General features: G+C 63.9%; 23 protein-coding genes and 3 pseudogenes. 17 read left to right on the top strand and 9 right to left on the bottom strand.

What is annotated here, in order from left to right:
* Positions 1-789: an energy transducer TonB gene (locus AB8Z38_RS09465; protein ID WP_369724507.1), complete on the top strand. Its 789-nt coding sequence runs from the start codon at positions 1-3 to the stop codon at positions 787-789.
* Positions 790-800: 11 nt separating this feature from the next.
* Here AB8Z38_RS09465 and AB8Z38_RS09460 read toward each other — a convergent pair whose 3' ends face one another.
* From AB8Z38_RS09460 to AB8Z38_RS09430, 7 genes are all read right to left on the bottom strand, one after another.
* Entirely contained in the window at positions 801-1223 is a 423-nt protein-coding gene (locus tag AB8Z38_RS09460) for a hypothetical protein (RefSeq protein ID WP_369726791.1), read from the bottom strand.
* Between the two features lie 63 nt (positions 1224-1286).
* Positions 1287-1967: a site-2 protease family protein gene (locus AB8Z38_RS09455; RefSeq protein WP_369724505.1), complete on the bottom strand. Its 681-nt coding sequence runs from the start codon at positions 1965-1967 to the stop codon at positions 1287-1289.
* A 167-nt stretch (positions 1968-2134) separates the two neighbouring features.
* A complete protein-coding gene (locus AB8Z38_RS09450; RefSeq protein ID WP_369724503.1) occupies positions 2135-2527 on the bottom strand; it encodes a GFA family protein in 393 nt (130 codons plus the stop codon).
* A gap of 7 nt (positions 2528-2534) precedes the next feature.
* Positions 2535-3281, bottom strand: a complete 747-nt coding sequence (locus AB8Z38_RS09445; RefSeq protein WP_369724501.1) for an SDR family NAD(P)-dependent oxidoreductase — start codon at positions 3279-3281, stop codon at positions 2535-2537.
* A gap of 17 nt (positions 3282-3298) precedes the next feature.
* Positions 3299-4030, bottom strand: coding sequence for an SDR family oxidoreductase (locus tag AB8Z38_RS09440; RefSeq protein WP_369724499.1), 732 nt, complete (start codon positions 4028-4030; stop codon positions 3299-3301).
* 136 nt (positions 4031-4166) lie between these two features.
* On the bottom strand, positions 4167-5996 hold the full coding sequence (locus AB8Z38_RS09435) for an IlvD/Edd family dehydratase (RefSeq protein WP_369724497.1): 1830 nt from the start codon (positions 5994-5996) through the stop codon (positions 4167-4169).
* Between the two features lie 135 nt (positions 5997-6131).
* The gene (locus AB8Z38_RS09430; protein WP_369724495.1) at positions 6132-7232 is read right to left on the bottom strand and encodes a LacI family DNA-binding transcriptional regulator; all 1101 of its coding nucleotides are present in this window, start codon (positions 7230-7232) and stop codon (positions 6132-6134) included.
* Between the two features lie 204 nt (positions 7233-7436).
* Here AB8Z38_RS09430 and AB8Z38_RS09425 point away from each other — a divergent pair, with 204 nt between their 5' ends.
* From AB8Z38_RS09425 to AB8Z38_RS09360, 14 genes and pseudogenes are all read left to right on the top strand, one after another.
* Positions 7437-8498: an ABC transporter ATP-binding protein gene (locus tag AB8Z38_RS09425; protein WP_369724493.1), complete on the top strand. Its 1062-nt coding sequence runs from the start codon at positions 7437-7439 to the stop codon at positions 8496-8498.
* 47 nt (positions 8499-8545) lie between these two features.
* Positions 8546-9859, top strand: a pseudogene (locus tag AB8Z38_RS09420) (ABC transporter substrate-binding protein).
* Positions 9860-9924: 65 nt separating this feature from the next.
* Positions 9925-10872 (top strand): carbohydrate ABC transporter permease, encoded by a 948-nt coding sequence (locus AB8Z38_RS09415; protein ID WP_369724491.1) that lies wholly within the window; start codon positions 9925-9927, stop codon positions 10870-10872.
* Between the two features lie 2 nt (positions 10873-10874).
* A complete protein-coding gene (locus tag AB8Z38_RS09410) occupies positions 10875-11750 on the top strand; it encodes a carbohydrate ABC transporter permease (protein ID WP_369724489.1) in 876 nt (291 codons plus the stop codon).
* Between the two features lie 89 nt (positions 11751-11839).
* On the top strand, positions 11840-12826 hold the full coding sequence (denD, locus tag AB8Z38_RS09405) for a D-erythronate dehydrogenase (protein ID WP_369724487.1): 987 nt from the start codon (positions 11840-11842) through the stop codon (positions 12824-12826).
* A gap of 23 nt (positions 12827-12849) precedes the next feature.
* Positions 12850-13817: pseudogene (locus tag AB8Z38_RS09400) on the top strand (sugar kinase).
* A 13-nt stretch (positions 13818-13830) separates the two neighbouring features.
* Entirely contained in the window at positions 13831-14481 is a 651-nt protein-coding gene (gene eda, locus AB8Z38_RS09395) for a bifunctional 4-hydroxy-2-oxoglutarate aldolase/2-dehydro-3-deoxy-phosphogluconate aldolase (protein ID WP_369724485.1), read from the top strand.
* Between the two features lie 55 nt (positions 14482-14536).
* Positions 14537-15706, top strand: coding sequence for an acetyl-CoA acetyltransferase (locus tag AB8Z38_RS09390; protein ID WP_369724483.1), 1170 nt, complete (start codon positions 14537-14539; stop codon positions 15704-15706).
* Between the two features lie 123 nt (positions 15707-15829).
* The gene (locus AB8Z38_RS09385; protein ID WP_369724481.1) at positions 15830-16036 is read left to right on the top strand and encodes a hypothetical protein; all 207 of its coding nucleotides are present in this window, start codon (positions 15830-15832) and stop codon (positions 16034-16036) included.
* 116 nt (positions 16037-16152) lie between these two features.
* Positions 16153-17505, top strand: a complete 1353-nt coding sequence (locus AB8Z38_RS09380) for a CaiB/BaiF CoA transferase family protein (RefSeq protein ID WP_369724479.1) — start codon at positions 16153-16155, stop codon at positions 17503-17505.
* Positions 17502-18638 (top strand): thiolase family protein, encoded by a 1137-nt coding sequence (locus AB8Z38_RS09375; RefSeq protein WP_369724477.1) that lies wholly within the window; start codon positions 17502-17504, stop codon positions 18636-18638. Before AB8Z38_RS09380 ends, AB8Z38_RS09375 begins: the two co-directional genes overlap by 4 nt.
* Positions 18635-18994 (top strand): Zn-ribbon domain-containing OB-fold protein, encoded by a 360-nt coding sequence (locus AB8Z38_RS09370; protein ID WP_369724475.1) that lies wholly within the window; start codon positions 18635-18637, stop codon positions 18992-18994. The genes AB8Z38_RS09375 and AB8Z38_RS09370 overlap by 4 nt, the downstream gene beginning before the upstream one ends.
* A 484-nt stretch (positions 18995-19478) precedes the next feature.
* The gene (locus tag AB8Z38_RS09365) at positions 19479-20006 is read left to right on the top strand and encodes a carboxymuconolactone decarboxylase family protein (protein WP_369724473.1); all 528 of its coding nucleotides are present in this window, start codon (positions 19479-19481) and stop codon (positions 20004-20006) included.
* 26 nt (positions 20007-20032) lie between these two features.
* Complete coding sequence (locus AB8Z38_RS09360; protein ID WP_369724472.1) at positions 20033-20335, top strand: nucleoside triphosphate pyrophosphohydrolase family protein; 303 nt, start codon at positions 20033-20035, stop codon at positions 20333-20335.
* Between the two features lie 16 nt (positions 20336-20351).
* On the opposite strand, the gene glsA is transcribed toward AB8Z38_RS09360, so the two are convergent.
* Together glsA and AB8Z38_RS09350 are read right to left on the bottom strand one after the other, a co-directional pair.
* A complete protein-coding gene (gene glsA, locus AB8Z38_RS09355) occupies positions 20352-22199 on the bottom strand; it encodes a glutaminase A (RefSeq protein ID WP_369724470.1) in 1848 nt (615 codons plus the stop codon).
* Between the two features lie 145 nt (positions 22200-22344).
* Positions 22345-22566: an acetyl-CoA carboxylase biotin carboxyl carrier protein subunit gene (locus AB8Z38_RS09350; RefSeq protein ID WP_369724468.1), complete on the bottom strand. Its 222-nt coding sequence runs from the start codon at positions 22564-22566 to the stop codon at positions 22345-22347.
* Between the two features lie 94 nt (positions 22567-22660).
* Between AB8Z38_RS09350 and AB8Z38_RS09345 the strand changes: the two genes are divergently transcribed.
* Together AB8Z38_RS09345 and AB8Z38_RS09340 are read left to right on the top strand one after the other, a co-directional pair.
* Entirely contained in the window at positions 22661-23635 is a 975-nt protein-coding gene (locus AB8Z38_RS09345; RefSeq protein WP_369724466.1) for an IclR family transcriptional regulator, read from the top strand.
* Positions 23565-25122: pseudogene (locus AB8Z38_RS09340) on the top strand (acyl-CoA carboxylase subunit beta). Before AB8Z38_RS09345 ends, AB8Z38_RS09340 begins: the two are co-directional and overlap by 71 nt.
* Positions 25123-25145: the final 23 nt, after the last annotated feature.

Below are 25145 nucleotides of genomic sequence, written 5' to 3'. Positions count from 1 at the left end.
ATGTCTGATCCTCTGATCGAGGCAAAACCATCCCGGCGGCTGTGGATACTGGCCGCCCTCGCCGCGCTTGTGCTGCATCTTGGCGGGGCCGCGCTGGCGCTTGCGAACCTGCGCAGTGACGACGGAGACGATGGCCTTGGGGCCAACGGGGCGGAATATGCCGTCGAAATGACCTCGCCAAAGCTTCCGGAAACGGATCTGCCGCCCGGGCCGGACAGTGAGGCCTCGCAATTCCAGCCGCAGCAAATGCAGCAGCAGGCCGAGGTCAAAGAGACCGATCTGCCGAAGGATCAACCCCAGGAAGCCGAAGACCCGGACCGGCTCGTTACCGAGAACGATTCCAAGAAGCCGGTTGAGGACAGCACGAAGGTGGCCAAGGTCGAAACCCAGGCTGTCGAGGAAATGCCGAATGCCGTGGAGTCGGCGAGACAGGCGCTAGACGAGAACGCGCGCGAGGATGAGAAAGCGGCCGCGCCGCACCAGGGCATCGGCAAGGACGCTCGCAAGCTGACGGCCGACTGGGGCAAGCGGATCAGCGCCTATTTCGAGATCCACAAGCGCTATCCCAAGGACAAGAGCAAGACGACGACGGTCAAGCTCAGCCTGGTCCTGAACCGGCGTGGTAATGTGGTGTCCGTGAATGTCGCGGAGTCTTCAGGGGATCCAGCCTTCGACGACGCGGCCATATCAATGGTGCGTCGCTCGGATCCTGTGCCCGCTCCGCCGGCCGAGCTGACGGACGATGAGTTTTCCTTCAGCCTGCCCGTGAACTTCAAGAAACCGAAATAGTCAGGTCGCCGTCAGCGCCAGTAATACTGGATCGAGACGTAGACCACCACGAGGCAGGCGAAGATCAGCGCCACCGGCAGCGGGCGCTTCTGGGCTCCGCCAAACGTCGCGGCGCCGAATGTCCGGGTCTTCTTCGGCTTGGGCGCGGGGCGCCGGAACGCGGTAACATTGTCCGCCACCGGCTCCGCAGGCCGCGGGCGGACGTCGGGCGGGTTTCCGCCGCCGCCCATCTCCAGATAGTAGGCCTTGTAGACCTCAGCGATGCAGGCCTCGGTCGCTTCGGCCTCGCTCGTCCGCTCCAGCAGGTTCTTGTAGCCGGCGAGAAAGCCCTGCGCGTCCGCAGGCAGGGCTGACAGGCCGTTGAGCTTGGCCATCATCTTCCAGGTGGCGAAATCGGCGCGGGCACGGGTGTCGGCGCGTCGCGCGATCAGCATATCAGCAGCTTTGACCAAGTTGGCCTCGGGCCCTTCGGGTTTGTCTTCAAAGTCCTGCATCAACTACGCATTGCCGGTCAGCAAGAGAACAGCCTGAATCACATATCCGGTCAACGTTCGCAGTATTGCTGAAATAACATCAAGATTTAGACCGAACTGGGAACCCACCAACGGTAGCAGGATCAGCAGCCCGATGAGGATCAGCATGCCGAACGGCTCCAGCCGCGCCAGCGGCAGCGCGAGCGGCCGGGGCAAGAGCCCGACCGCGACCCGCCCGCCGTCCAGCGGCGGGATCGGCATCATGTTGAAGACGGCGAGCACGGCATTGATCAACAGCGCATTCTTCAGGTTGTCGAAGATCCACTGCGCCGAGTTTGCCGGGGCCCAGGGCAGCGCGTGGAGGGCAAGGCCGGCGACCAGCGCCAGCAGGATGTTGGTGACAGGCCCGGCCAGCGCCACCCAGACCATGTCGAGCCTGGGATTGTTGAGGTTGCGAAAATTGACGGGCACAGGTTTGGCATAGCCGAACAGGAACGGCGAATGCGCAAACAACAGCATCGCCGGCAGGATCAGGGTGCCGAACGGGTCGATGTGCCGGAGCGGGTTGAAGCTGACGCGGCCGAGCTGCCAGGCCGTGTTGTCGCCGAGGCGGTGCGCGACAAAGCCGTGCGCGGCCTCGTGGAAGGTGATGGCGAGCACGAGCGGCAGCACCCAGACGGAGAGATCATAGAGGGAAATGTTCACGGCTCGTCTGTCCCGGTTTGCCTGCGGCCTTGCAGCGGTCCCGGCCAAACCGGCGGTACAGCAACACGTCAGGTCAACATAGGGCGCCCGGTTCCAAAATGCCACGCTGCAAATGATCGGCGGGACCAGCAGCCTTGGCGCCGAGCCTTGCCTTGGCGCCGGAAGAGCTACGTCGGGATCGTCCCCTCATACCGGATCATGCCGTCCTCGATCGCCACCCAGCCCATCTTTTCGCTGACCCAGATGTGCTCGGCCGGCGCAAAGGCGTTGCGGTCGTCGAAGGTCGCGAGCGCGACACCCGCCAGCGTGCCGTTGCGCCGCCAGGAGAACAGGCGCGTGCCGCAGCGCTTGCAGAACACGCGGTCGATGTGCTCGGACGACGCATAGCGCTCGGTGTCGCCTTCGACGCTGAGGGCGCGCTGGTCGAACTGCGCGCGGGCGAAGTAGGGCGAGCCCATCGCCTTCTGGCACAAGCGGCAGTGGCAGATGCGGACGTTGAGCGGCTCGCCCTCCGCTTTGAACCGCACCGCGCCGCACAGGCATCCGCCTTCCCTGATCATGACGCCCTCAATAGGTCGCTCGTCCGCCGGAAATATCAAACACTGCGCCGGTGGAGAAGCCGCAATCTTCCGATGCGAGCCAGGCCACCATCGCGGCGAGCTCTTCCACCAGCACGAAGCGGCCCTTCGGAATTTTCGACAGCATGAAGTCGATATGCTGCTGCGTCATCTGGTCGAAGATCGCGGTCCTCGCCGCCGCAGGCGTCACGGCATTCACGAGAATGTCGTGAGCTGCGAGCTCCTTGCCGAGCGACTTCGTCAGCGCGATCAGACCGGCTTTGGAGGCCGAATAGTGCGAGGCGTTCGGATTGCCTTCCTTGCCGGCGATCGAGGCGATGTTCACGATGCGCCCGTATTTCTGCTTGAGCATCGTCGCCACGATCGCCTTGCAGACGATGAAAGGGCCGTCGAGATTGATGCGCAGCACCTTGCGCCATTCCTCGAGATCGGTCTCCCAGACCGGCTTGTTGACGCCGGCAATGCCGGCATTGTTGACCAGGATCTCGATCCGGCCGAAGGCGGCGAGCGTCGCATCGCGTGCCTGCTCGACGCCTGCGCTGTCGGTCACGTCAACCCTGAAGACGCGGACGTTGTCGCCGATCTCCCTGGCGGTCTTGTCCGCCAGTGCGGCATCGAAATCCCAGATCGCGACCTTGGCGCCGGAGGCGACGAAGCGCTCGGTGATGGCGCGGCCAAAGCCTTGCGCGCCGCCGGTGACGACGGCAACGCGGCCGTTGAGATCGATCTTGTTCATGCAGGCCGCCTTCGGCGTCAGAGCATGTAGCCGCCGTCGACGACGAGGTCGACGCCGGTGGTGAAGGCGCTCTCGTCGCTGCCGAGATAGACCGCCATGGATGCGATTTCGTCGGCGGTGCCGAGCCGGCCCATCTTCTGGCGGGAGATGAACATCTCCTTGCCCTGCGGTCCTTGGGCCGCGGCGCGGTCGAGCATCGAGGGGGTCTCGACGGTGCCCGGGCAGATGCTGTTGCAGCGAATGCCTTGCGTGATGAAGTCGAGCGCAACCGCGCGCGTCAGCAGCGACACCGCGGCTTTGGAAGCGCTGTAGGCATAGCGGTTCGCCGGCGGCCGCAGCGCCGCGCAAGACGAGATGTTGACGATGCTGCCGCCGCCGGCTGCGAGCATTGCCGGCAGGAACGCCTTGATGGTCCGGTGCATGGACTTGACGTTGAGGTCGAACGAGAAATCCCAGTCCTCTTCCGAACAGTCCAGGATGGTGCCGTGGTGCACGAAACCGGCCGCATTGAGCAGGATGTCGACCTTGCCGATGCGCTTGGCAAAGGCGTTGACGTCGGCGGTGTTGCGCACGTCGAGCTTGGCCGTCTCGGCGATGCCCTCCTTGACCAAGCTCGCGATGCCGCCTTCATTGATGTCGGTCGCGATGACGGTGGCGCCCTCACGCGCGAATGCGATCGCGCATGCGCGCCCGATGCCGGCGGCTGCGGCGGTAACGACTGCGCGCTTGCCTTTGAGGCGGTCTGTCATTTTGTTGTTCTCCTTTGGATTCGTCCAACGCCAACCCCACGTCATTGCGAGGAGCTCTTGCGACGAAGCAATCCAGACTGTCTCCGCGGAGATATCTCTGGATTGCTTCCCTACGCTCGCAATGACGGTGTGGTTCTCAGTGATTATCCCGGGCCACGCCGAACGCGCCGGCGACGTTCTGGTAGCGCGTGGCGAGCTCCATGCAGGCGCCGGTCGCGTGCTGGCCGACGGTGTTGCGATAGAGCTCCTGCCACGGCGTCTGGTTCGGCGGATGCTTGAAGCCGCCATTGGCGTTGAGTTCGGCGTGGCGCTTCTTCAACTCGTCGTCGGAGATCAGGATGTTGGCGCTGCCCTTGTTGAGGTCGACGCGCACCTTGTCGCCGGTCCTCAGGACCGCAAGCCCGCCATTGGCGGCGGCTTCCGGTGAGGCGTTGAGGATCGAGGGCGAGCCCGAGGTGCCGGACTGGCGGCCGTCGCCGATGCAGGGCAGGGAGTGGATGCCGCGTTTGATCAGCGCCGCGGGCGGCTGCATGTTCACCACCTCGGCGCCGCCGGGATAGCCGATCGGGCCGGTGCCGCGGATGAACAGCACACAGCGCTCGTCGATGTCGAGCGACGCATCGTCGATCCGCGCGTGATAATCCTCCGGCCCCTCGAACACGACGGCGCGGCCCTCGAAGGCGTTGAGGTCTTTCGGATTGCTGAGGTAGCGCTCGCGAAACTCCTTGGAGATCACGCTGGTCTTCATGATCGCGGAATCGAACAGATTGCCGCGCAGCACCAGGAAGCCGGCGTCCTTCACCAAGGGCTTGTCGTAGGCCCAGATCACGTCGTTGTCCGGCACGGGCGCATTGGCGCAGTTCTCGCCAATGCCGCGGCCGTTCACCGTGACCGCGTCCTCGTGGATGCGCTTGTGCTTCATCAATTCGCGCACCACGGCCGGCACGCCGCCGGCGCGGTGAAACTCCTCGCCGAGATAGAAGCCGGCCGGCTGCATGTTGACCAGCAGCGGCACGTCGTGGCCGAACTTCTGCCAGTCGTCGATCGACAGCTCCACGCCGATATGGCGCGCCAGCGCGTTGATGTGGATCGGGGCGTTGGTCGAGCCGCCAATTGCGGAATTGATCACGATGCAGTTCTCGAACGCCTTGCGGGTCAGGATGTCCGAGGGTTTCAGATCTTCCCAGACCATCTCGACGGCGCGCTTACCGGTCTCATAGGCGATCTGGCCGCGCTCCCGATAGGGCGCGGGGATCGCCGCACAGCCCGGCAGCGAGAAGCCGAGCGCTTCGGCAAGCCCGTTCATGGTCGAAGCGGTGCCCATCGTGTTGCAATGGCCGACCGAGGGTGCCGAAGACGCCACGATCTCCATGAATTCTTCGTAGCCGATCTCGCCGGCGGCGAGGCGCTCGCGCGACTTCCAGACGATGGTGCCCGAACCCGTGCGCTCGCCATTGTGCCAGCCGTTCAGCATCGGGCCGCCCGACAGCACGATCGCCGGCAGGTTGACGGTCGCTGCCGCCATCATGCAGGCAGGCGTGGTCTTGTCGCAGCCGGTGGTCAGCACCACGCCGTCGAGCGGATAGCCGTACAGGATCTCGACGAGGCCGAGATAGGCGAGGTTGCGGTCGAGCGCCGCGGTCGGGCGCTTGCCGGTCTCCTGAATCGGATGGGTCGGGAATTCCATGGCAATGCCACCGGCCTCGCGGATGCCCTCGCGAACGCGATGGGCGAGCTCGATGTGGTGGCGGTTGCAGGGCGAGAGGTCATTGCCGGTCTGGGCGATGCCGATGATCGGCTTGCCGGACTGCAACTCGGCGCGGGTGAGGCCGTAGTTGAGGTAACGCTCCATATAGAGCGCGGTCATGCCCGGATTATGCGGGTTGTTGAACCATTCCTGCGAGCGAAGGTGGCGGCGAGTGCCGTTGCCTGTGGGCGCGTGCCCATTGGTCGGTTTTTTTGTCATTGGTTTCTCCTGCAATGCAAGCGCACCGGCGGTCCGTCACTGGTGTTCGTCTTGGGTTGTCGGCGTGTGCGATGCCCAACGGCGTGAGCTATGGCCTGGCTCCCGTTGGTGGGTCGTTTCCTCACAAGCTCGATATTAATCATGGCTGCTTGGTAACGCTACCATTTTGTTCTCGACGCCCGCACCGGACAGGATTGGCCTGGTGTCCGATCGCCGCAACGACGAACTCTGGCGCTCCATCACCTTGAAGCCGAGGTCGAGCACCGGCCGCTCCGGCCGCCGCCCTTCGATCGCATCGATCAGCATGGTGGCGGCGGTTCGGCCCATCTCATAGCGGTTGGTGCGCACACTGGTGAGGGTGGGGACGGCAGACGCCATGAATTCGAGGTCGTTGAATCCGATGATCGCCATCTGCTCGGGGATGGCGATCTCGCGGCGGCGGCATTCAAACAGCACGCCGAGCGCAAGGTCGTCATTGGCACAGAACACCGCATCGATATCAGGCTCCCGCCCCAGGAGATCGGCAAACAGGGCGCCGCCGAGCGTCACCGAGGTGGGGGTCGCAGTCGTGACGACGAGACGTTGCTCGAAAAGTCCGGCTTCCTTCATCGCGGCCTGATAGCCGTCGAGCCGCCGCTGCACCCGTGGATCCATGCGCGCACCGAGGAACCCAATCCTGCGGTGGCCTTGCTCCAGCAAATGGTCAAGCGCGGCACGCGCCGCATCATAGTGCGAAAAGCCGATCATCATGTCGACCGGGTTGGGCCCGAGCTCCATGATCTGCACGATCGGGCAGTCGGCCGCTTCTAGCATCGTGCGCGATTCCGCGGTCTGGTCGATCCCCGTGACGATCAGTCCGGCCGGCTTCTGCGCAAGAAAGATGCGCAAAAGCTTCTCCTCCTGGAGAATACTGTAGCGTGTGTTGGACAATTGGATCGAGTAACGGCTGTTCTCGGACGCATGATAGATGCCGCGCAGCACGTCCGAGAAGACATTGTTGGTCAACGACGGAATCAAGACACCGATCACTTCCGTGCGCTGCGAAGCCAGCGCGCGTGCCGCCAGGTTCGGCACATAGCCGAGCTCCCTGGCCGCGCTTTCAACCCGCGCCCGCTTGGCGACCGACAGCGCCTCCGGATTGCGAAAGAAGCGGGAGGCGGTGATCGGGCTCACACCGGCGTGCTCGGCGACTTCTGCCAGCCGGATTTTGCCTGACTTGGTGCGCTTTCGACCCATAGGCTGCTCTTAACACAGTCACTTCCGCAAACAAAGGAACGTTGACAGCGCTACCAGCAACGAATAACCAAAGACCAAATTGCCAAAACCGCACAAACTGCCGACAATGTCGCTGGTTAAGAGCGGGCTTCGTTCGGCGAAGTTCACAAAAACAAGACGGTGGCGGCGCGACAATTGCGTCGTCGAGTCGAAGGAGGGAGCTAAATGTCGTCTGTGCAAATCCGCGACGTGCGGAAATCGTTCGGCAATTTTGAAGTCCTGCACGGCGTCTCGATTCCGATCGAGGATGGCCAGTTCGTCGTCCTGGTTGGCCCCTCCGGCTGCGGCAAGTCGACGCTCCTGCGCATGCTCGCGGGCCTCGAGAACATCACCTCCGGCACGATCTCGATCGGCGATCGGGTCGTCAACAATGTCCAGCCCAAGGAGCGGGACATTGCGATGGTGTTCCAGAACTACGCGCTCTATCCGCACATGACGGTTGGCGAGAACATGGGCTTCTCGATGAAGCTGCGCGGCGAGAGCACCGAGGAGATCAACAAGCGGGTCAAGCGCGCCGCCGAAATTCTCGCGTTGTCGCCGCTGCTCGATCGCTATCCGCGCCAGCTCTCCGGCGGTCAGCGGCAGCGCGTCGCTATGGGCCGCGCCATCGTGCGCGATCCCCAGGTGTTCCTGTTCGACGAGCCCTTGTCGAACCTCGACGCCAAGTTGCGCGTCGCCATGCGCACCGAGATCAAGGAACTGCACCAGCGGCTGAAGACGACCACCGTCTACGTCACCCACGACCAGATCGAGGCCATGACCATGGCCGACAAGATCGTCGTGATGCATGACGGCATCGTCGAGCAGATGGGCACACCGCTCGAGCTCTACGACACGCCGGAGAACCAGTTCGTCGCCGGCTTCATCGGCTCGCCGGCGATGAACTTCCTGAAGGGCCATGTGCGCGTCAATGGCGTTGCGAGCTTCGAGGGGCCGAACGGCGTCAAGCTGCCGCTCAAGACCGCGCCGACCGCGTCCGATGGCCGGCCTGTGGTCTACGGCGTCCGCCCTGAGCATTTCACCATCGCCGACGATGGCGCCGAAGCCGAGATCGTCGTGGTCGAGCCGACCGGCTCCGAGACGCAGGTGTTTGCGAAGCTCGGCGGTGAGCAGGTCGTGGCCGTGTTCCGTGAGCGTCACCAGTTCAACCCGGGCGACAAGGTCCGGCTGAAGCCCGATCCGTCCGTGATTCATCTGTTCGACGAGGCGACCGGTAAGCGCGTGTAACGACGAAAAAAAGAACCAAAACAAATAGAAAATTCAGGGAGAGAACTATGAGCGATTTTGACAGGCGAAGTGTGCTCAAAGCGGGCCTCGGCGGCGCGGCCTGCTGGCCGGCCCGGGGATCGTCCCGGTTCGTGCGGCGGAGTGGACCAACAAGCCGGAACCGAACGCTTCGATCTGCGTGTTGCGCTGGAAGCAGTTCATCCAGGCCGAATTCGACAAGTTCGCCGAGCAGACCAAGAAGTTCTCCGAAAAGACCGGCGTGAAGGTGAAGCTTGAGGCCGAGAGCTGGGAAGACATCCGCCCGAAGGCCGCCGTCGCCGCCAATGTCGGTGCCGGTCCCGACCTGATCATCGGCACGCTCGACGATCCCCACAAGTTTCCGGAAAAGCTGATCGACGTGACTGACGTCGCCGACTATCTCGGCAAGCAGTATGGCGGCTGGTATCCGGTGGCCGAGAAGTACGGCAAGAAGGGCAATGGCTGGATCGCGATCCCGCAAGGTGCGACCGGCGGCTGCTTGAATTACCGCATCAGCCACATGAAGGCTGCTGGCTTCGAGGAGTTCCCCAAGGACACCGACGGCTTCCTCAAGCTGTGCCAGGCCTTGAAGAAGAACAACACGCCGGCCGGCTTCGCGCTCGGCCACGCCACGGGCGATGCCAACGGCTGGTGCCAGTGGGCGCTGTGGGCGTTCGGCGGCAAGGTCGTCAATGAGAAGAACGAGGTCGTGATCGACTCGCCGGAGACCATTGCGGCGCTCGAATACGTCAAGCAGCTCTATGCGACCTTCATCCCGGGCGTGCTGTCATGGAACGACTCGAACAACAACAAGGCATTCCTGAACGGCGAACTCAGTCTGACCCTGAACGGCATCTCGATCTGGACGGTCGGCAAGAACTCCCCCGATCCGAAACAGCAGGAGATCGCCAAGGACATGAATCACGCGCCGATGCCGATCGGCCCCGTCGGCGTGCCCACAGAGCAGCAGAACGTGCTGGTCTATTACGGCTACAAGCACTCAAAGTATCCGAATGCGGTCAAGGAATACATCAAGTACATGATGGACAAGGAGAACTACGACGCGTGGGAAGTCTCCCTCCAATGGATACGTCTCGCCGCCGCTCCCGGCCTACAATGACAACCCGGTGTGGACCTCCGATCCCAAGATCACGCCGTATCGCGACTGCCTGAAGCGCTGCCGTGACAACGGCTATGCCGGCGATCTCGGCTACGCCTCGGCCGCCGTCATGGGCGACTTCGTCGTGGTCGACATGTTCGCGGAGGCGGCCTCCGGACAGGCCACGCCGAAGGAAGCAGCAGCCCGTGCTGCCGAGCGCGCCAAGCGCTATTACCAGGTCTGATCTGCTCCAGTCCGCGCGGCGTCCGGTTCGCCGGACGCCGCAACTATTCTGTCAGGGAGTCCGACATGGCAGTTATGGCCGAGCCCGTCGCCGCGCATCTCAAGCGCAGCAGCCTGTGGTCGAGGGCGTTCGAAAGCCGGAACTTTCTGGGCGCGATGTTCATGGTGCCGGCTATCGCCATCCTTGTGCTGTTTCTGGCTTACCCCTTGGCGCTGGGTTTCTGGCTCGGCATGACCGATACCAAGATCGGCGGTGTCGGGCGCTACATCGGCTTCCAGAACTTCGTCTCGCTGTCCAAGGACTCCGTGTTCTGGCTGTCGGTCTTCAACACAATCTTCTACACGGTCGCCGCCAGCATCATGAAATTCGCGATCGGACTCTATCTGGCGCTGCTGCTCAACGAGCGGCTGCCGTTCAAGTCGATCATCAGGGCGATCGTGCTGCTGCCCTTCGTGGTGCCGACGGTGCTCTCGGCGATCGCGTTCTGGTGGATCTACGACAGCCAGTTCTCGATCATCTCCTGGGTGCTGATCAAGGCGGGCCTGATCTCGCACTACATCGACTTCCTCGGCGATCCCTGGAACGCGCGCTGGTCGGTGGTCGTCGCCAACATCTGGCGCGGGGTACCCTTCGTCGCCATCACGCTGCTCGCGGGGCTCCAGACCATCTCGCCTTCGCTCTATGAGGCCGCCAATCTCGACGGTGCGACCAATCTGCAGCGCTTCCGCCACATTACCCTGCCGATGCTGTCGCCGATCATCGCGGTGGTCATGACGTTCTCGGTGCTGATGACGTTCACCGATTTCCAGCTGATCTACACCATCACGCGCGGCGGGCCGATCAATGCCACGCATCTGATGGCGACGCTGTCGTTCCAGCGCGCCATCACCGGCGGCAATCTCGGGGAGGGGGCGGCGATCTCGAATGCGATGATCCTGTTCCTGGTCGCCGCGATCCTGCTCAGCTTCTTCGGACTTCAGCGGTCTCGCTGGCAGCAGGGCGGAAGGGACTGACCATGACCACGGTGGACGACCAAAGCGTCGGAATGTCCTATTTGGAAAGCCTGCCGCGGAGATTTCTCCGCGTCTATCTTCCGCTCGGCCTGATCATGTTCTTCCTGCTGTTCCCGTTCTATTGGATGGCGGTTGCGACGTTCAAGCCGGACGCGGAGATGTACGACTACGAGAAGTACAATCCGTTCTGGATCCTGCATCCGACGTTCGAGCACATCAACAAGCTGTTCTTCGAGACCGATTATCCGCAGTGGATGTGGAATACGGTGATCGTCTCGGTGTCCTCGACCTGCATCTCGCTGTTTGCCAGTGTGTGCGCGGCCTACGCGATCGAGCGGCTGCGCTACAAGGGATCGCGCTACGTCGGCCTGGCGATCTTTCTGGGCTACCTCGTGCCGCCCTCGATCCTGTTCATTCCGCTCGCGGCGATCGTGTTCCAGCTCGGCCTGTTCGACGGCAATTTGGCGCTGATCCTGACCTATCCGACCTTCCTGATCCCGTTCTGCACCTGGCTCCTGATGGGCTACTTCCGCACCATTCCCTATGAGCTCGAGGAGTGTGCGCTGATCGACGGGGCGACGCGGCTCCAGATCCTGACGAAGATCACGCTGCCGCTGTCCCTGCCGGGGGTGATCTCGGCCGGCATTTTCGCCTTCACATTGTCGTGGAACGAGTTCATCTATGCGCTGACCTTCATCTCCTCATCCGAGAACAAGACCATCCCGGTCGGCGCCATTACGGAGCTCGTCAATGGCGACGTCTACCATTGGGGCGCGCTGATGGCCGCAGCCCTGACCGGTTCGGTCCCCGTAGTTATCCTTTATTCCTTCTTCGTGGAGTACTATGTGTCGGCAATGACCGGCGCCGTGAAGGAGTGATTGCGGGGCCAGCCTTGAGAGCGCGCCAAGGGAGCGTGAGGAGAACGCACCAGGAGCGGCGCGTTCCGGCCAATAAAAGGAGTAGGCTCTTGCACATTCTGGTTCTGGGCGCCGCCGGCATGGTCGGCCGCAAATTGTGTGAACGGCTGTTGCGCGATGGCCGGCTCGGCAAGAGCGAGATCACCAAGCTGACCATGCATGACGTGGTCGAGCCGAAGAAGCCGGAAAAGGCCGGTTTCGCGGTCGAGATGGTGTCCGGAGACTTTGCTGTGCCGGGCGCGGCTGAAAAACTGATCGTCGGTCGCCCAGACGTGATCTTCCATCTCGCCGCGATCGTGTCCGGCGAAGCCGAGCTCGATTTCGACAAGGGCTACCGCATCAATCTCGACGGCACGCGGATGCTGCTCGACGCCGTCAGGCTTGCGGGCGGCGGCTACAAGCCGCGCGTGGTCTTCACATCCTCGATCGCGGTGTTCGGCGCGCCGTTCCCGGAGGCGATCGGCGACGAGTTCTTCCACACCCCGCTGTTGAGCTACGGCGCGCAGAAGGCGATCGGTGAATTGCTGCTCGCCGACTATTCGCGCCGCGGCTTCCTCGACGGCATCGGCATCCGCCTGCCGACCATCTGCATCCGGCCCGGCCTGCCCAACAAGGCGGCATCAGGCTTCTTCTCCAACATCCTCCGCGAGCCGCTGGCCGGCAAGGAAGCGGTGTTGCCGGTTTCCGAGGACGTCCGCCACTGGCACGCCACACCGCGCTCTGCCGTCGGTTTCCTGCTCCATGCCGGCACGATGGATCTCGCCGCCGTCGGCCCGCGCCGCAACCTCACCATGCCCGGCCTGTCAGCCACGGTCGGCGAGCAGATCGCGGCCCTGAAGCGGGTCGCTGGGGACAAGGTGGCCGCGCGCATCAAGCGGGAGCCGGATCCCTTCATCGTCGGCATCGTCGGCGGCTGGCCGCGCAACTTCAACCCAAAGCGGTCGCTCGAGCTCGGCTTCACCACCGCCGAGAGGACGTTCGACGATATCATCCGCATTCACATCGAAGACGAGCTCGGCGGCAATTTCGTCGCGTAATCTGTGACTGAGCGGGTAAAGTGATGGCGAGCGTTGCTTGCATCGGCGAATGCATGGTCGAGCTCCGGCAGGCCCAAGGGGGACAACATGCCGGGCAGGGTGGTGGCCTATATTCGCGTGGCTTCGGCGGAGACACCCTCAACACCGCCGTCTATCTCGCGCGGCTGGAGGTCAAGGTCGACTATCTCACCGCGCTTGGCGACGACGGCTTGAGCGATGAGATGGTCGCGGCCTGGACCGCGGAGGGGGTCGGGACCCGACGGGTCGTGCGTGTGCCGGGGAAGCTACCCGGCCTCTACATGATCCAAACGGACGGCAATGGCGAGCGCCAGTTCTTCCACTGGCGCGACAGCGCGGCCGCGCGCCGATTGATGGATCTGCCGGAGACGGACGAGATCCTCAACTCGCTGATGAGCTACGACATCATCTATCTCTCCGCCATCACGCTCTCGATCTACGACGCAGCCGGGCGCGAGCGCCTGTTCGCCGCGATCAAGCGCGCACGCCTGCTCGGCACCCGATTCGTGTTCGATACCACTTTCGTGCCCGCGGCTGGCCCGATCGCGATGTTGCGCGCGAGGTCTTTGCTGCGGCCTTCGCAGGTGCCGATATCGTGCTGACCTCGACCGAGGACCTGCACGCGCTCTATCCGGGCGAGAGCCGCGATCAGCTGATGGCGCGCATCCCCACGCCCGAGCTCGTGTTCCGGCTCGCCGAGCCGGTGAGCCTGTTGCGCTTTCCGGGCGGGACGAGCGAGGTACGCGCCGAACCCATGACCAAGCCCGTGGTCGACACCACCGCCGCCGGCGACAGCTTTGCCGCGGCCTATATTGCCGCCAGGCTCGGCGGTTCCGGTTCGGTCGAGGCCGCCCAGGCCGGGCATCGGCTCGCCAGCCTCGTGATCTGCTATCCCGGTGCCATCATTCCGGGCTATGCCATGCCCCCGAAGAAGCGGCACCGGCCGGCGACCTCTCGCCAGGCAACCAAGTAAAGAAGCGACAACGATGACCACGACTGCCCAACAGAACCACCTCGCCGCGCTGTTCAAGGCAGCGACCGTTATTCCCGTCCTCACCATCGAGCGTATCCAGGATGCCGTGCCGCTGGCGCGTGCGCTGGTTGCCGGCGGCGTCCGCACGCTGGAGGTCACCTTACGGACCCCCGTTGCGATCGAGGCTGCCAGGGCGATGATGGCCGAAGTCCCCGAAGCGATCGTCGGCATCGGCACCATTCTCAATCCGGCCGACTTCGCTCGGGTCGAGAAGCTTGGCGTCAAATTTGGCATCAGCCCGGGCTTGACGCCCGATCTGTTGAAGGCCGCGGCCGACAGCAGCTTGCCGTTCGCGCCGGGCATTGCGACCGCGTCCGAGTTGATGATGGCGCTGCCCCATGGCCTCGACCTCGCAAAGTTCTTCCCGGCCGAGCAGGCGGGCGGCATCAAGGGCCTGCGCGCGCTCGGCGGTCCGTTCCCGAATGTGCGGTTCTGCCCCACCGGCGGCGTCGGCGAGGCCAATGCGGCAAGCTGGCTCGCCGAGCCCAACGTCGTGGCGGTCGGCGGTTCCTGGCTGTGCCCGACGGCGGAGATCAGGGCCGGGAACTGGGCCGGCATAACTGCCATCTGCCAGCGCACGCTCAAGGCCCTGAAAGCCGGGTGAAGTCTCGCCGTCCTTGAGCTAAGACTAGGGTCAGCAAAAGACGAGGGAGATGACCATGACCGCCAGCATCGTCGGATGGGCGCATACGCCGTTCGGCAAGTTCGACACCGAAACCGTCGAAAGCCTGGTCACGCGCGTTGCCAACGAGGCGATGGCCGATGCCGGCATCTCCGCCTCCGATGTCGATGAGATCGTGCTCGGCCATTTCAACGCTGGCTTTTCGCCGCAGGATTTTACCGCCTCGCTGGTGCTCCAGGCCGACCCCAAACTGCGTTTCAAGCCGACCACTCGCGTCGAGAACGCCTGCGCCACGGGATCAGCCGCTGTGCACCAGGGGGTACGCGCGATTGCCGCGGGCGCGGCCAAAATCGTGCTGGTCGTCGGTGTCGAGCAGATGACGCGCACGCCGAGCGCCGAGATCGGCAAGAACCTGTTGAAGGCGTCCTATCTGCCCGAGGACGGCGACACGGTTGGCGGATTCGCCGGGGTGTTCGGCAAGATCGCCAGCTCCTACTTCCAGAAATACGGCGACCAGTCCGATGCGCTGGCGCTGATCGCGGCCAAGAACCACAAGAACGGCGTCGCCAATCCCTTCGCCCAGATGCGCAAGGATTTTGGCTTCGAGTTCTGCCGCGCCGAGAGCGAGAAGAACCCTTACGTCGCGGGTCCGCTGAAGCGCACCGACTGCTCGCTCGTCTCCGACGGCGCCGCAGCGCTGGTGCTGGCCGACGCCGAGACCGCCAAGGGCATGAGCAAGTCGATCGGCTTCCGGGCGACCGCGCACGCCCAGGATTTCCTGCCGATGAGCAAGCGCGACATCCTCCAGTTCGAGGGCTGCACGGTCGCCTGGCAGCGCGCGCTGGAGAAGGCGGGCGTTGCGCTCACCGATCTCTCCTTCGTCGAGACCCATGATTGCTTCACCGTTGCCGAGCTGATCGAGTACGAGGCGATGGGCCTGACGCCGAAGGGGCAGGGCGCGCGCGCCATCAAGGAAGGTTGGACGCTCAAGGAGGGCAAGCTGCCGGTCAATCCGTCCGGCGGCCTGAAGGCCAAGGGCCATCCGATCGGCGCCACCGGTGTCTCCATGCACGTGATGACCGCGATGCAGCTTGCGGGACAGGCGCCCGAGGGCATGCAGATCAAGAACGCCACACTCGGCGGCATTTTCAATATGGGCGGTGCGGCGGTCGCGAATTACGTCTCCCTGCTGGAGCCGTTGAAGTAGAGTCGCGTACGGCGGGCAAAGGCGCGCAAGCGCCGTGCCCACCTTCTCTCTTGCGCTAGATCATGGTGGGCACGCTTCGCTTGGCCCACCCTACGGCTCCTGATTGATTTGCTGGGATGTATCATGAGCAATGACTACGAAGACTCGCTCTCTCTCGAAGCCCTCAACGATCGCATCGCGATCCTTGAGGACAACATCCGTCAGCTGATCGAGCAGGCCGCGGCGGCGTCGGGTGAGCAGAGCGAGTCGCGGATCGCCGACCGCATCAGCGCGCAAAACGAGGAGCTCGACCGTCTCCTCAAGGTTCGCGAAGCCCGCCAGAAGAAATAAGCGGCGTTGCCTGCGCATGCCGCCATACGTTGGCCGCCCTTGCTCCTCGCGTGCTGCTGCCGTTAGCTGAACCGATCGCGAGCCGCGACTGGAGCCCGCGCAATCGGGAGTGAACGATGGGGCCGCTGAAAGGCATCAAGGTCATCGACATGACGACCGTGCTGATGGGCCCCTACGCGACCCAGATGCTCGGCGACTACGGTGCCGACGTGATCAAGATAGAGTCGCTGGACGGTGACGTCACCCGCCTGATCGGGCCGATGCGTCACGCCGGCATGGGCCCGGTGTTTCTCAACACCAACCGCAGCAAACGGTCGATCTGCCTCGATCTGAAGAAACCCGCCGGCCGCGAAGCGGTGCTCCGGCTTTTGAAGGACGCCGACGTTCTCGTTTACAACGTGCGCCCGCAGGCGATGGCCCGGCTTCAGCTCGGCTTTGACGTCGTCTCCGAAGTCAACCCGCGGCTGGTCTATGCCGGCGTGTTCGGCTTCGGTCAGGATGGGCCTTATGCCGCCAAGCCCGCCTATGACGATCTGATCCAGGGCGCCACCGCGTTGCCGGCATTAATGGCGCAGACCGGCGACGGTGTGCCGCGCTATGTGCCGAACGCGCTGGTCGACCGCATCGTCGGCCTCACTGCCGTCGGCGCGATCTGCGCCAGCCTCGTGCATCGCGACCGCACCGGCCGCGGCCAACGCGTCGACATCCCGATGTTCGAGACCATGGCCGGCTTCGTCATGGGCGACCACATGGGCGGGCTCACCTACGAGCCGCCGCTGGACAAGGGTGGCTACGCGCGTCACCTCTCGCGCGACCGCCGGCCCTACAAGACGTCGGACGGTTATCTCAGCGTCATCGTCTACAATGACAAGCAGTGGAACAGTTTCTTCGAAGCAACCGGTCGCGATGATCTGCGGGCGGACGCGATGTTCGCGACCTTCGCCGGTCGCGCCGCCAACATCGATGTCGTCTATGCGGAGCTTGCGCGCATTTTCGAGACGCGTACCACGGCCGAATGGATCGACCTTCTCACCAAAGCCGACGTGCCGGTGATGCCGATGCACGACCTGCAGGGCGTGCTGCATGATGAGCATCTGGAGGCGACCGGTTTCTTCCCGGTCGTGGACCATCCCACGGAGGGCCCGATCCGGAGCATGAAGGTGACGGCCACCTGGTCGGAGACCGAAGCCGAACCGGTGCGGCTGGCGCCGCGGCTCAACGAGCACGGCGCGGAGATCCTGCGCGAGATCGGCTACTCCGTGGATGAGATCGCGACCATGGTCCGCGATGGCGTGACACGTTCGCTGCGGAGTAGAGGAGGCAGTGATGGCGCAAACTCTCTCATCCGTCATTCCGGGGCGCGCCCTTTGGGGGCGCCAGACCGGAATCCATCCATCCCCAGGCATGCCGTACGATGGATTCGGGCTCGCGACTTCGTCGCGCCCCGGAATGACGGGGTAGGACCATGAGCTTCATCAGCGGCGTCGGCCTCACGCCTTTCGGCAAGCATGAAGGCTCGTCTTCGCTCGACCTGACGAGCAACGCAGCCCAGCTCGCGCTCGACGATGCCGGGCTGAACCGCGCCGAGATCGACGGAATCCTCTGTGGCTACTCCACCGTCTCGCCGCATATCATGCTCGCGACCGTGTTCGCCGAGCATTTCGGCATCCGCCCGGCTTACGCCCACGCCGTGCAGGTTGGCGGCGCGACCGGGCTTGCGATGACCATGCTCGCGCATCATCTGGTCGAGGCCGGCGTGGCGCGCCACGTCCTCGTTGTTGCCGGCGAGAACCGTCTCACCGGGCAGAGCCGCGACGCCTCGATCCAGGCGCTGGCCCAGGTCGGCCATCCCGATTACGAGGTGCCGCTGGGCCCGACCATTCCCGCCTATTACGGCCTCGTTGCCAGCAGGTACATGCACGAATACGGCGTGACCGAGCAAGATCTCGCCGAGTTCGCGGTGCTGATGCGGGCGCATGCCCGCACCCATCCCGGCGCGCAATTCCAGGAGCCGATCACGGTCGCCGATGTGATGGCGTCCAAGCCGGTGGCGATGCCGCTCAAGCTGCTCGACTGCTGTCCGGTGTCCGACGGCGGCGCCGCTTTCGTCATCAGCCGCGAGCGGACCGGAGCGCTGGGGGTCCGCATTCGCGGCTGCGCCCAGGCGCACACGCATCAGCATGTCACGGCCGCAACAGGCCTCGGCGAACTCGGCGCCGAGATCTCGATCGCGCGCGCCAAGCAAGCCACGGGCCTTGCGATCTCCGACGTACGCTACGCCGCCATCTACGACAGCTTCACCATCACGCTCGCGATGCTGCTGGAAGACCTTGGGCTGGCCGGCCGCGGCGAGGCGGCCGCGCGCGTGCGCGCCGGTCATTTTGGCCACGACGGTGGGATGCCGCTCAACACCCATGGCGGCCTGCTCAGCTACGGCCATTGCGGCGTCGGAGGCGCCATGGCGCATCTGGTCGAGGCGCATTTGCAGATGACGGGACGGGCGGCTCATCGCCAGGTGCGGGACGCCTCGGTCGCACTGCTGCATGGCGACGGCGGCGTGCTGTCGTCGCATGTCAGCATGTTTCTGGAGCGGGTGCGATGAGTGAGCGTCTGGCGGACTGGACCAAGGGCGAAGAGGCCATCACCTATCAGACCTGCGGCGCGTGCGGTCACGTGCAGTATTTTCATCGCGCCTTCTGCGCGGGCTGCGGCGCAGCTGATCCGCGCGCTCAGCGCGCCAGCGGCAAGGGCAGGGTCTACGCGAGGTCGCTGGTCTGCCGGGCCGCCACGCCCGAGACCCGCGCCCATGTGCCCTACAACATCCTGCTGGTCGATTGCGCCGAGGGCTTTCGCATGATGGCGCATGGCGAGAACGGCCTTGCGATCGGCGACGAGGTCGATGCGAGCTTCAGACCGTTCGCGGGAAAGCTCGTGCCGTTCTTCATGAGGAGGAAATAGTGGGATTCGTCATTCGGGGGCGGTCCTGAGAGACCGAGCCTGGAACGGGTATTCTGGGCCTGGCCTGTGCGAGAGCCACCCCGGAATGACGAAAACGCTTACAACTCTTGCTAGCGCCCGTAGAACAAGATACTGGCGATGACCAGCATCGCCATGACCGCCAGCATATGCGCGAGCGCCCCCGAGGCCGCCCCCTTGGTGGCTTCCTTCATGCCGTTTTCTCCCTAGACCTGGGCGTGACTCATCGTTGTGCGAGCCGCACACCCGATGGCCAATTATTTTACTCGGAACACCCCACTTCGAGTACTCGCTGCAATGTGTCCCCATGCGGCGAATATCGACTGTGCCAAGGTCGATCAGCAATGCGGCGGCATTTTGACTCGATGTTGTTGCTCGTGCGGTCGCGCACGAATAGAGTTTGGGGGAACTTAGCCCGACAACGACAATAAGCATCAAAGGCTCCAGGAAACACTCAAGGCAAATCATGGCCCGCATCGACTACAGTGACCCGTCCAAGGCGTCCGACCGCACCCGCGAAATTTTGGGCAAGAACCGCAATGCCAACATCTTCCGGATGATGTCGCATTCGCCGAGTTATTTTGAGCAGTATTGCCGGCTCGGCGGCGCCATCCGCCACAAAGGCGAGCTCGATCCGATCGTGCGCGAGCTCGCGATCACGCGCACCGGCATCTTGTGCGAGGCGCCGTACGAGATTGTCGCGCACAAGCGCATCGGCAAGAATGTCGGCGTCACCGACGCGCAGAACGAGGCGCTCGCGGACTGGCAGGCGGCGTCCTGTTTCAACGAGGTGCAGCGCGCGGCGCTCGCTTTCACCGACGAGATCGTCAAGCTGCACAAGCCGACAGACGCGACCTTCAAGGCGATCGCGTCAAAACTAACGCCGGCCGCACTGGTCGAGCTGCAGCTCTCGGTCGGATTCTACATCATGACCTCGAAATTCCTGGAGACGTTCGAGATCGATCTCCAGCCGGTCACGGAAGTGGTGGGCTGATCCGACAACAGCGGCGAGGGATGCCGATGACGATCGATGAATACGCGGCTTGGGCCGCGACGATTGCGAAGGTCGATGAGCATCCGTCCAACGAACGGCTGTCGTATCTTGGACTGGGCCTCGCGGGCGAAGCGGGTGAGGTCGCCGAGCACATCAAGAAGCTGCTGCGCGATGACTGGCTCGACAAGGCCGGTCTGGTCGAAGAGCTCGGCGACGTCATCTACTACTGGGCCTGCCTGTGCGCCGCGACCGGCCAGCAACCATCCGAATTGCTCAAGGCAAGCGCCGCCAAGATCAATCGGCGGATCAGCGAAGCAGCGGCCCGCTGAGCCCTGTCGCTGCCGCTTACGTCGAGGTCAGGATATCGACCTTGGCGTTGGCGACGATCAGGCGATCGGCGAGGAGCAGCGCCAGATTGCGCATGATGCGCTCGGAGGCCCGCGGGTGCTGCTTGCGGAAACGTTCGAACGCTTTCAGCGGCACCTCGTAGGCGGTCGCCGCCATGTCGGCGAACACGTCGGCGGAGCGGGTGGTCTCGATCAGGGCCATTTCGCCAAAGGCCATGCCGGCGGTGAGGGTTGCCAACCGCACGCCGTCGGGCAGCGTGACATGGACGGCGCCACTGCGCAGGAAGAACAGGGCGTCGGCCGGATCGCCGGTGGTGAGGATCTTTGCGCCGGACTGATAGGTCCGGATCGTGCAAGTCGCGCCGAGCTCCGTCAATTCGTCCGCGCTGAGGCCTTCGAGCAGGGGCTGTTCCGCAAGTTCGGTGGTCTCGTGAAAGTCGATCGAACCGCCGTAGCGGTAGACGATCTGGTCTTCCGCCCATTCGATCGCGGTGTCGAGCAGGTAGAAGTCGCGGACGTTCTTCAGCTCGGCCGTCCATTCGCGTAAGCTGATCCACTCCCTGGAGGCACGCCTGACGCCTGACAACACTACCGTGACGTTCAGCGCGGCGAGCTCCTCGAAAGCCTCGGCCGCGAGCCGCGCACCGGCACGCGTGGTGGAGGTCACGCGATGCAGATCGAAGATCACAAATTGCGGCCGTGGCCGCCCCGCAAGCCGGCGCGACACATAATCGACGGCCGAGAGCGACAGCGTGCCGACCAACTCGATCACCCGCACCTCCTGCTCGTGCGCCGCGAGAATGTCGCGTTCCTGCGGCCGGCGGACACGGCGCGACGGGCTCTTGCCGATATCGTAGTCGGCGATGACGGCGTTGCGCGCATCGTCGCTGCGGTTGAGCATGTGCAGATCGTAATGCGAGGACAGCGCCTCGCACACCTTGATGCCGCGCACGCTGTTGCCGTGCTTGTCGAGCCTTGGCGAGTAGCTGCCGAGCCCGAGACGCGCCGGCAGCGCCGCCAAAATGCCGCCGCCGACGCCGCTCTTGGCGGGGATACCGATCCGGTAGATCCATTCGCCGGCATAATCGTACATGCCTGACGATGTCATCACCGAGAGCGTGCGCGAGATTGCGTAAGCGCTCAGCACCTGTTCGCCGGTGACCGGATTGACGCCACGGTTGGAGAGCGTCGCCGCCATGACCGCGATGTCGCGCGCGGTGACCAGCACCGCGCATTGCCGGAAATAGACGTCGAGCACGCCTGCGACGTTGTCCGAGATCACCGCATTGGTCTTCAGGAGATAGCCAATGGCGCGGTTGCGGTCGCCGGTCTGGCTTTCCGAGGTGTAGACGGCCTCGTCCACCGCGAGGTCGCGCCCCGCAAACCGGCTGAGCGCCAGCCGTATCTGCTCGAATGCGTCTCCGCCCTTGCTGTCGTAGATCAGCCCGGTGCAGGCGATTGCGCCGGCATTGACCATCGGGTTGAACGGATGGTTCTCGGCGTTGAGGCGGATCGAATTGAAGGGATCGCCCGAGGGCTCGACGCCGATCGCGCTCTCGACCTTGCCCGCGCCCAACAGATCCAGCGCCAGCGCGAACACGAACGGCTTTGACATCGACTGGATGGTGAAGGGCACCCGGCTGTCGCCGACTTCGTAGACATGGCCGTCCAGCGTCGCGAGACTGATACCGAAATAGGCAGGGTCGGCCTTGCCGAGCTCCGGGATGTAATCGGCCACGGCGCCCGAAGTCTCTGCCGAGAACTCGTTGAGGCATGTGTCCAGAAACCGCAGCAGGGGCGGCTTCGAACGGGTCCAGGCGGAGGCGGGCGGCGGTTGCGCTATCATTGCCTCCCTTGTGCAACGCAATCAGGGCACGCGCAACCCGGTGGTATCCCGAGGCCATGCCCCGTGGCGCCAGAACGCAAGACGTAATGCGCGATCTATGATGCTTTTTTGGATTGTCGCGAGCCAGATCCGCAACGGTGCGAGCTCAGCTCGCGACGATCGCGATCGCTTGTCCTTCCGCGACGATATCATCGAGCTTGACGAGCAGCGATTTAAGCGTTCCGGCCGCGGGCGATGGCACCGGTATCTCCATCTTCATGGCCTCGACGAACACAATCTCATCGCCATCAGCGACCGTTCCTCCAACTTGCACGGGAGTTGCGCAGATGCGTCCCGCGACTTCGGTGACGATCTTAATTTTTGGCATGCCGTCGCCTTTTTGTTGTCGTCGCAAAATGCCTGAGGTAGCGTCATCTGCAAGTGGAATTTAATTTCGCACAGCAGAACAACTGGTAGGGAACATGGGACGACGTTCGGAGCGCTTGAGCAGGCAAGGAATGCTCGCCGGAGATGCGGGCGAGGGTGACGTTATCCAGGTGGTATCGCGCGCATTCGATGTGTTGCGATGCTTCGAGGGCCACGAGGCCCGGCTCGGCAATCTCGAAATTTCAAACCGCTGCGGCCTGCCGCGCTCGACGGTGTCGCGGCTCACGCACACGCTGACGCGCATGGGCCAACTGGTTTACCTGCCGCGTGACCAGAAATATCGCATCGGTCCGAGCGCGGTGGCGATGAGCGCCTCGATGATGAAGGGCGCGCAGCTGCGCAGCATGATTCGGCAACGGCTTCAGGAAGTCGCCGAGCAATTGCCGGGCACGGTCGGCTTCGTCGTCCCCGATCGCTTCCATCTCGTCTATTTGCAATTTGCGCGCTCGGCGACGGCGCTCGGCCTGCACGAGGGCACCGGCAGCCGCATCTCGATGGCCTCGACTGCTGCGGGCGCGGCCTATACCGCGGCGCTGGCGCCGGAAGTCGGCGACGCCTTCATTGCGGAGATGGAGCGGGAAGCGCCCGAGGCGGTCAGGATCCTGAAGCCTCGCATCGAGGCCAACCGCGAGGCGCTGCGTGAGCACGGCTATGTCGTGGCTTGCGGGCTCTGGAGCCCGCACATCAACGGGCTCGCGGTGCCGATCTGGTCGCCGCAGTATCAAACCTTCGTGGTCATCACGATCGGCCTTCTGTCCGCGATGTATGACGAGCAGCGTCTGCATACGGAAGTGGCGCCGCTGATGGTCGAGCTCGGCCGTTCCCTCGGCAGCCTGCTCGAAGGCGCTGAAGGCGACGTCTTCAACAATCGCATCCCGCGCAAGCCGGTCGCGATGGCCGTGCACAACAATAACAAGCCGATCAATTCGGAGGGCGTGAATGAACTGGAAGCCGGAACTCGACGAGCTCGCCCGGCGCGAAGCCTTCGCGCGGGAGATGGGCGGCGTTGACAAGGTCAAGCGACAGCATGACCAGGGCCGGCTGACTGTTCGGGAGCGCATCGACAAGCTGATCGATACAGGCAGCTTTCACGAAATCGGTGCCGTCTCCGGCATCGGCGAATACGATCCAACAGGCGAGCTCAAAAACGTGACGCCGGCGAACTGCGTGTTCGGCCGGGGGCGCGTCGATGGCCGCACGGTCGTCGTGGTTGGCGACGACTTTACCGTGCGCGGTGGTTCGGCCGACGCTTCGATCTCTGCAAAGCCGCTGATGGCCGAGGAGATGGCGCATGATTTTCGGCTGCCCATTGTCCGCATCATCGAAGGCTCCGGCGGCGGCGGCTCGGTCAAGACCATCGAAACCAAGGGCGCGGCCAATCTGCCCGGGGGCATCGGCGGCACGCGCTGGTATCGCTTCACGACCGAGAATTTGTCGCGCGTGCCCGTGGTCGCGCTGGGTCTCGGCTCTGTCGCAGGGCTCGGCGCCGCGCGGCTTGCCGCCAGCCATTATTCGATCATGACCCGGAAATCCGCGATGTTCGTCGCGGGGCCGCCGGTGGTGAAGGCGCTGGGGGAGGACCTCTCGAAGGAGGAACTCGGCGGTGCCGACATCCAGACCCGTGCCGGCGCGGTCGATCATGCCGTTGATACCGAGGAGGAGGCGTTCGCCTGCGCGCGGCGCTTTCTCTTATCTGCCTTCGTCGGTCTACGAATTGCCGCCGACCTTACCCTGCAGCGACAATCCGGAGCGCACCGAGGACGCGTTGATGAGCGCGGTGCCGCGCAACCGCAAGCAAGTCTACAAGATGCGGCCGATCATCGAGTCCGTGGTCGACAAGGGCTCGTTCTTCGAGGTCGCAAGGAATTTCGGCAAGCCCATCATCGCGGGCCTGGCGCGGCTCGAGGGCAGGGCGGTGCTGCTGCTTGCCAGCGACAGTTTTCACTATGGCGGCTCCTGGACGGCGGATGCCTGCCAGAAAGTGGTGCGCTGGGTCGATTTCGCCGAGACCTTCCATCTGCCGATCGTCTATCTCATGGACTGCCCGGGCTTCATGATCGGCCTCGACGCCGAGAAGGCAGGGACCATCCGCCACGGCGTCCGCGCCATGGCCGCGGTCAACCAGACCAGCGTGCCCTGGTGCACCGTGATCCTGCGCAACGCCTTCGGCGTCGCCGGCGTGGTGCATCAGCCGGCCGACCGTTTCTCGATCCGCTACGCTTGGCCCTCGGCCTATTGGGGCTCGCTCCCGCTCGAAGGCGGCATCGAAGCCGCCTACCGCGCCGAGATCGACGCGGCCGAGGACAAGGCTGCGAAGCTGAAGGAAATCGAGGATCGCCTCAACAAGCTCCGCTCTCCGTTCCGTTCCGCCGAAAAATTCTGGGTCGAGGAAATCATCGACCCCAGGAAGACAAGGTCGCTGCTGTGCGAGTTCGCGCGACTGGCCGAGCCGCTGCGTAAGGTAGGGCCACCGGAGAATTTTTCGATCCGGCCATAACGCTCAACCCTCTTTTCAGAACT

The organism is Bradyrhizobium sp. LLZ17 (assembly GCF_041200145.1).
Classification (GTDB): domain Bacteria; phylum Pseudomonadota; class Alphaproteobacteria; order Rhizobiales; family Xanthobacteraceae; genus Bradyrhizobium.
Note: the sequence above shows the minus strand (reverse complement) of the source record. Positions and strands in the feature narration are given on the sequence as shown.

Excerpts from the sequence above, each read along its gene's own strand:
- AB8Z38_RS09365 (WP_369724473.1), top strand. The coding sequence starts at position 19,479 with ATGGCCCGCATCGACTACAGTGACCCGTCCAAGGCGTCCGACCGCACC.
- AB8Z38_RS09360 (WP_369724472.1), top strand. The coding sequence starts at position 20,033 with ATGACGATCGATGAATACGCGGCTTGGGCCGCGACGATTGCGAAGGTC.
- AB8Z38_RS09380 (WP_369724479.1), top strand. The coding sequence starts at position 16,153 with ATGGGGCCGCTGAAAGGCATCAAGGTCATCGACATGACGACCGTGCTG.
- AB8Z38_RS09410 (WP_369724489.1), top strand. The coding sequence starts at position 10,875 with ATGACCACGGTGGACGACCAAAGCGTCGGAATGTCCTATTTGGAAAGC.
- AB8Z38_RS09345 (WP_369724466.1), top strand. The coding sequence starts at position 22,661 with ATGGGACGACGTTCGGAGCGCTTGAGCAGGCAAGGAATGCTCGCCGGA.
- AB8Z38_RS09435 (WP_369724497.1), bottom strand. The coding sequence starts at position 5,996 with ATGACAAAAAAACCGACCAATGGGCACGCGCCCACAGGCAACGGCACT.
- AB8Z38_RS09375 (WP_369724477.1), top strand. The coding sequence starts at position 17,502 with ATGAGCTTCATCAGCGGCGTCGGCCTCACGCCTTTCGGCAAGCATGAA.
- AB8Z38_RS09425 (WP_369724493.1), top strand. The coding sequence starts at position 7,437 with ATGTCGTCTGTGCAAATCCGCGACGTGCGGAAATCGTTCGGCAATTTT.
- glsA (WP_369724470.1), bottom strand. The coding sequence starts at position 22,199 with ATGATAGCGCAACCGCCGCCCGCCTCCGCCTGGACCCGTTCGAAGCCG.
- AB8Z38_RS09450 (WP_369724503.1), bottom strand. The coding sequence starts at position 2,527 with ATGATCAGGGAAGGCGGATGCCTGTGCGGCGCGGTGCGGTTCAAAGCG.
- AB8Z38_RS09440 (WP_369724499.1), bottom strand. The coding sequence starts at position 4,030 with ATGACAGACCGCCTCAAAGGCAAGCGCGCAGTCGTTACCGCCGCAGCC.
- AB8Z38_RS09445 (WP_369724501.1), bottom strand. The coding sequence starts at position 3,281 with ATGAACAAGATCGATCTCAACGGCCGCGTTGCCGTCGTCACCGGCGGC.
- AB8Z38_RS09385 (WP_369724481.1), top strand. The coding sequence starts at position 15,830 with ATGAGCAATGACTACGAAGACTCGCTCTCTCTCGAAGCCCTCAACGAT.
- AB8Z38_RS09350 (WP_369724468.1), bottom strand. The coding sequence starts at position 22,566 with ATGCCAAAAATTAAGATCGTCACCGAAGTCGCGGGACGCATCTGCGCA.
- AB8Z38_RS09390 (WP_369724483.1), top strand. The coding sequence starts at position 14,537 with ATGACCGCCAGCATCGTCGGATGGGCGCATACGCCGTTCGGCAAGTTC.
- AB8Z38_RS09430 (WP_369724495.1), bottom strand. The coding sequence starts at position 7,232 with ATGGGTCGAAAGCGCACCAAGTCAGGCAAAATCCGGCTGGCAGAAGTC.
- AB8Z38_RS09460 (WP_369726791.1), bottom strand. The coding sequence starts at position 1,223 with ATGCTGATCGCGCGACGCGCCGACACCCGTGCCCGCGCCGATTTCGCC.
- eda (WP_369724485.1), top strand. The coding sequence starts at position 13,831 with ATGACCACGACTGCCCAACAGAACCACCTCGCCGCGCTGTTCAAGGCA.
- AB8Z38_RS09465 (WP_369724507.1), top strand. The coding sequence starts at position 1 with ATGTCTGATCCTCTGATCGAGGCAAAACCATCCCGGCGGCTGTGGATA.
- AB8Z38_RS09415 (WP_369724491.1), top strand. The coding sequence starts at position 9,925 with ATGGCAGTTATGGCCGAGCCCGTCGCCGCGCATCTCAAGCGCAGCAGC.
- AB8Z38_RS09370 (WP_369724475.1), top strand. The coding sequence starts at position 18,635 with ATGAGTGAGCGTCTGGCGGACTGGACCAAGGGCGAAGAGGCCATCACC.